The organism is Arthrobacter sp. YAF17 (assembly GCF_052113365.1).
Classification (GTDB): domain Bacteria; phylum Actinomycetota; class Actinomycetes; order Actinomycetales; family Micrococcaceae; genus Arthrobacter.
Genome location: NZ_JBFRDB010000043.1, coordinates 1 through 5338 on the forward strand (window position 1 = coordinate 1; position 5338 = coordinate 5338).

Sequence of the window (5338 nt, forward strand, 5' to 3'; positions counted from 1 at the left end):
CGCCGAGGACCTCGAGATCATCGCCGACAAACTCAACAACCGGCCCCGTCCCACGCTCAACCTCGAGACCCCCAAACAACGCATGCGCCAACTCATTGCCACCGCGGCCTAAACCCAGTTGTTGCAACGACCAATTGACTTTGAGCCCCTTCCATGGGCCGGATCTGACCCCGCGTTGCTTTAGACGGGCGGGACCAGCCCTGCTTCCTTCAGGGCCAGGTAGATCTTGTCCCGGGCGATCGGCAGTTCCGCGAACCGGATCCCCGTGGCGTTCCGGATGGCGTTGGCCAACGCCGGCGCCACCGGGTTGAACGGGCTCTCGCTCATGGACTTCGCACCCAGCGGGCCCAGCTTGTCGGACGTGTCGGCGAAGTACACCTCGCTGCGGGGCACGTCCGCGAAGGACGGGATGTGGTACTGCCGCAGGATGTCCGTGGTGACCCGGCCGGCGTCGTCCACCCTGACCTCCTCATACAGCGCGGCGCCGAGCGCCTGCGCGATGCCGCCTTCGATCTGCCCCCGGCACTGCCGCGGGTTGACCACCACGCCGGCGTCGGCGGCCTGGACGCTCTGCAGGATCCGCAGCTCCCCCGTCCCGGTGTTGACGGCCACCCGGAAGCCGTGGACGTTGAACGCCACCGACCGCGGGGTCCCGCCCCAGCGCCCCTCGCCGGAAAGGTCGACGCCGGCCGCTGCGGCGGCGTCGTACAGTTCCGTCAGCGGCACCCGGGTTCCCTCGCAGATCACCGTGTCGTCCGCCAGCACGCACCCGGAGGCCTTGACCTGCCGGATGCCGGCGGCGAAGGCGCGGATCCGCACCGCCAGTTCCTCGGCAGCGGCCAGGGTGGCCTTGCCGGCCACCACCGTTCCGGCCGAACCGAACGCACCCGAATCGTGGTCCACGAGGTCCGTGTCCGCCTGCCGGAGCGCGATCCGGTCCGCGGTGGTGGACAGGGCGGTGGCGGCGAGCTGGGCGTGCACGGTGGTGGTGCCGTTGCCGAACTCCGCGGTTCCCACGTCCACCTGGTAGCTCCCGTCCGGCAGGACCCGGATTTTGGAATGCGCAAAGTGGCCCCGCGGCGGGACCGTGTCGATCATGGACAGGGCCGAGCCCTCCCCGGTGACCCAGTCCGGGCCGGGGTCGCCGAGCCCGGCGTCCCGGTAGCGGTCCCGGCCGCGCTCCAGGGCGTCCTGCACCAGCCGCGTGCACTGGTCCAGCCCGTAGCTGCCGTAGAGCACATCCTCTGCCGGTTCGGCGTGGGTGGAGAGCATGTCGTCACCCTCACGGACCATGTTGCGGCGGCGGAACTCCATCGGGTCCATGCCGATTCCGGTGGCGAGGTCGTCGACGGCGGACTCGATCGCGAAGATCATCTGGCTCAGCCCGTAGCCGCGGAAGGCGCCCGAGGGCACCGTGTTGGTGTACACCGCGTGCGCGTCCACCTTCTTGTTGGCGCAGGTGTACACGCCCAGGGACTCGCCGCAGCCGTGGAACGTCACGCCCACAGAGTGGTTGCCGTAGGCGCCGGCGTTGGTTAGGACCTCCAGCTGCAGCGCCGTCAGCTTGCCGTCGCTGCTGGCGGCGGCCTTGAGGTGAATGGTGAACGGGTGCCGGGTGGTGGCTGCCGTGAACTGCTCGCTGCGGGTGAACTCGAGCTGCACGGGGCGCCGGAGTTTCAGCGCGGCGAGGGCCACGATGTCCTCGGTGAGGACTTCCTGCTTGCCGCCGAAACCGCCGCCCACCCGTCCCGTGACGACCCGGATCCGGTCTTCCGGCAGGCCAAAGAGCCGGCCCAGGGTGCGCCGGACCAGGAACGGCACCTGGCTAGAGGTGCGGACCTGGAGCCGGCCGTCGTCGTCGATCGAGGCGATGGCGGCGTGGGTCTCCAGCGCAGTGTGCGCCACCCGCTGCGTACGGTACGTCTGCTCGTGAATGAAGTCCGCGGCGGCGAACGCCGCCGCGACGTCGCCCAGTTCGGAATGCAGCTCGGCCACGACGTTGCGCTCCGGCCGGCCGATGCGGGCCGTGGCGGCGTCCTTGTCCCCATGGATCGCCGGGGCACCGGGGCGCATCGCCTCCTGCGGGGTGAACACGGCGTCCAGCACCTGATACTCCACCCTCAGCGCCCGGACGCCGGCTTCCGCCGCTGCCACGGTATCGGCGACGACGGCGGCGATCCGCTGCCCGACGAACCGCACCACGTCATCCAGCACCCGGGTGTCGTCAGGATCGTCGGTGAAGAGCTCGTGCTGCGCCGTGGAAAACAGCTGCGCAGGCGAGTCCTCGTGGGTGAAAACCGCCTCCACACCGGGAATCCGCAGCGCATCCGTGGAATCGATGGACAGCACGCGGGCATGGGCGTGCGGCGAGCGCAGGAGCTTCACGTGCAGGAGCCCGGGAAGCTCCGACGCCGGGACGTCCAGGGTGTAGCGCGCCGTGCCGGTGACGATCGCCCTGCTGGCGGGCGCCGGGACGTCGTCGCCGAGCTGGCCGGGACGCGGGCCGGGCTGGCCCTCCCCGCCGATCCCCGATCCCGGTCCGGCGGGGTCCGGGTGACTGGATGTGCCGTGCGCGGCGTCGCCGCAAACAGCGTCCGCAATCGCCCGGTAGCCCGTGCAGCGGCACAGGTTCCCCTTGAGGTTCCGCGGCAGGTTGGCCTTCTGCTCGTCGTCGAAGGTGGCCGCCGTCATCACGATGCCCGCGGTGCAGAAGCCGCACTGGAAGCCCTGCCGCTCCATGAACTGCTGCTGCATCGGATGGAGGGCAGCGCCGGTTTCCGTGTTGGTGTTGGCGTTGGTGCAGGCCGCGGTGTTGGCGAGCCCCTCGACGGTGGTGACGGCCCGGCCTTCCGCGCGGACCGCGGGGTAGATGCAGCTGTGGACGGGAACGCCGTCCACGTGGACGGTGCACGCCCCGCAATCGCCGCCGTCGCAGCCCTTCTTCACGCCGAGGTTGCCCTGCTCCCGCAAGAACGTCCGCAGGCACTGCCCCGGCCGCGGTTCGGCCTGCGCCGGAATGCCGTTGATCGTGATTGCGCCGTTGATCTCGATGCCCATGCTCAGGCTCCTTCCGGCTGTGGGGAAGTCTGCGGTGCCTGAGTCTGCGGCGCTGAAGCCTGGGGTGCCTGAGTCTGCGGCGCTGAAGCCTGGGGTGCCTGAGCCTGCGGCGCGGAAGCCTGCGGTGCCTGAGCCTGCGGCGCGGAAGCCTGCGGTGCCTGAGCCTGCGGCGCGGAAGCCTGCGGCGCCGAAGCGTGCGGCGTCGTGCGCGGCGGGGGCCAGAAGTCGCCGGAAACGTGGACCGGTGCCGTGCCTGCCGGGGCCGCCAGTTCGGCGCGGATTTCCTCGGCGAGCCGGTAGGTCATGTCCTTGCGCCAGACGGGCAGGCCGTGGATGTCGTCGTGATAGAGCACGTCCGGGATGGCGTCGTCGAGCGCGGCGGACAGTTCGGCTGCAGTGACTATTCCGCTGCCGCCGTTCCCTCCCGCGCTGGCAGGACCGCCGAGGCGCAGCTGCACGGGGCGCTTGGTGGCGGCGGTGACGGTGAGGACCAGTCCGCCGTCGGCGTCGAGCCGTCCGATCAGCAGCACTCCGGACCGGCCGAGGTTGCTCAGCGACAGCCGGCGGAACGCCACCCGCGAGGAAAGGGCCGACGCCGGCAGCTTGATGCTACGGAGCAGCTCGCCGGGTGCCAGGACGTTGCGCCCGTCCCCGGCGACGAAGTCCACCACCGGGACGGTGCGGGCGGCGCCGCCCGGGCCGAGGATCGTGGCCACGCCGTCGAGCGCCGCGCAGAGGGAGATCATGGGTCCGGCGGGCAGGGACGTGCAGAGGTTGCCCCCCACGGTGGACATGTTCCAAACCTTGAAGGATGCCACGAACGAATCGCAACACGGCCGGATCAGCTCCAGCGCGGGCCAGGCCGCCGCGTGTGTCCGGCCGGTGTCGCCGTCGGGAAGCGCATAGAGCTCGGCGACGGTGCAGGTGGCCGCGAGCTCGATCCCGGATTCGGACACTGTGATGGCCGGCCAGCCGGTGGAGCCAAGGTCCAGGAGCCGCCGGAGCGGATCGGTGCCGAAGGCGAAGCTGCCGTAGGAGAACAGCACCGTGCCGCCGGCCAGCCAGGCGTCGCCGGGCTGCCAGTCGGCCGGATCCGCGGTGCGGACCACCGCCTCGATGGTGTTCATGTCCATGGCGTCTCCTGCAGTTCGAGGCGGACTTCCAGCCCGATGCCGCAGGTAGGCCCGACGGCGAACGCGTCCGCGGCGCTGTGGCCGAAGAGCCCGCGGCGGGAGCCGACGTCGGGCATCCCTTCCAGCATTGCTGCACCCCCTTCTCCCCAGTGGCGATGATCTGCACATTGTCGTTCCAAACGGTGGCCGGGGAAAGGACCGCCCTGGCCGCGTCCGCCGGAAAACCGCTGCGATTTCGGATTTCCGCGCCCCGGATCCGCGCAGCGCCTGTCCGAAAACGCCGCGCCCGTCCGAAAACGCCGCGGAAGCTAGTAGTGGATCCGGGAATGGTGGGTCGTCCAGGTGGTGAAGGGCAGCAGCACGGCCGGCGCCTCGGGGCCGTCCAGCGCCAGCTTGCGCACCGGCATCACCGCAGCGGGCTGGCCTTTCTCGAAGAACTCGTAGAACACGGCGTCATCGAATCCCGCCGAGGCGGCGTCGTGCCGGTCGGCGGCAAAAACCACGCCTTCCACCCGGGCCCAGAGGGCGGAGGCCAGGCACATGGGGCACGGTTCGCAGCTGGTGTAGAGCGTTGCTCCCCTGAGTTCGAACCGGCCCAGTTCGGCGCAGGCCCGGCGGATGGCCGTGACCTCGGCGTGGGCGGTGGGATCGTTGGTCGCGGTGACACGGTTGACGCCGTCGAACGCTTGTCCGTCCACGGTGACAACGACGGCGCCGAAGGGCCCTCCGCTGTTCATGACGTTGGCGGTGGCCAGCTCGATGGACCTGGCGAGATACAACTGGGCTGTGGCGACGACAGTCATGATGCGACTCCCTCTGCTGTGGAAGCCGGAACCGTACCGGAAGGTGATGAGCCTGCGGCGTCGGTTACCAGGCTCCAGCGTTTGCGGTGAAGTTGGTGTTGCGCCTGGTAGATAGCCTCCCGGCTCCCGGGTGCCCGCCGTTGACACAGGCGAGACTAGCAGCGGAAAGGGGGTTGCGCCATCAATTTTTTGGATGCCCTGTTGCCTCATGTCAATACCTCCGGGAAGGTGCAGTCGTTGCCTCAGATGAATTCCTCCGGCTGGCGCGTTGGTTCCATCGTTCGTTCACGGCGGGTTTGACGGGGGCAGCCTGTTTGGCAGTGGCGATGGCTTCTAGCTGGCCGG

General features: G+C 69.8%; 4 protein-coding genes. All 4 read right to left on the reverse strand.

Translation table 11 applies throughout. The features are described from left to right. Window positions 1–180 precede the first annotated feature (180 nt). The 4 genes from AB4Y67_RS18885 to AB4Y67_RS18900 all read right to left on the reverse strand — a co-directional run bounded on the left by AB4Y67_RS18885 (window position 181) and on the right by AB4Y67_RS18900 (window position 4993). Window positions 181–3057 (reverse strand): molybdopterin-dependent oxidoreductase, encoded by a 2877-nt coding sequence (locus AB4Y67_RS18885; RefSeq protein WP_441407288.1) that lies wholly within the window; start codon window positions 3055–3057, stop codon window positions 181–183. Window positions 3058–3059: 2 nt separating this feature from the next. Then, on the reverse strand, window positions 3060–4190 hold the full coding sequence (locus AB4Y67_RS18890) for an FAD binding domain-containing protein (protein ID WP_441407289.1): 1131 nt from the start codon (window positions 4188–4190) through the stop codon (window positions 3060–3062). Then, window positions 4181–4318 (reverse strand): hypothetical protein, encoded by a 138-nt coding sequence (locus tag AB4Y67_RS18895; RefSeq protein WP_441407290.1) that lies wholly within the window; start codon window positions 4316–4318, stop codon window positions 4181–4183. Before AB4Y67_RS18895 ends, AB4Y67_RS18890 begins: the two co-directional genes overlap by 10 nt. A 180-nt stretch (window positions 4319–4498) precedes the next feature. Next, on the reverse strand, window positions 4499–4993 hold the full coding sequence (locus tag AB4Y67_RS18900; protein WP_441407291.1) for a nucleoside deaminase: 495 nt from the start codon (window positions 4991–4993) through the stop codon (window positions 4499–4501). Between the last annotated feature and the right edge of the window lie 345 nt (window positions 4994–5338).

What these genes read in the sequence shown, in the direction of transcription:
- AB4Y67_RS18900 (WP_441407291.1), bottom strand. Translation starts at nt 4,993, where the DNA reads ATGACTGTCGTCGCCACAGCCCAGTTGTATCTCGCCAGGTCCATCGAG.
- AB4Y67_RS18895 (WP_441407290.1), bottom strand. Translation starts at nt 4,318, where the DNA reads ATGCTGGAAGGGATGCCCGACGTCGGCTCCCGCCGCGGGCTCTTCGGC.
- AB4Y67_RS18890 (WP_441407289.1), bottom strand. Translation starts at nt 4,190, where the DNA reads ATGGACATGAACACCATCGAGGCGGTGGTCCGCACCGCGGATCCGGCC.
- AB4Y67_RS18885 (WP_441407288.1), bottom strand. Translation starts at nt 3,057, where the DNA reads ATGGGCATCGAGATCAACGGCGCAATCACGATCAACGGCATTCCGGCG.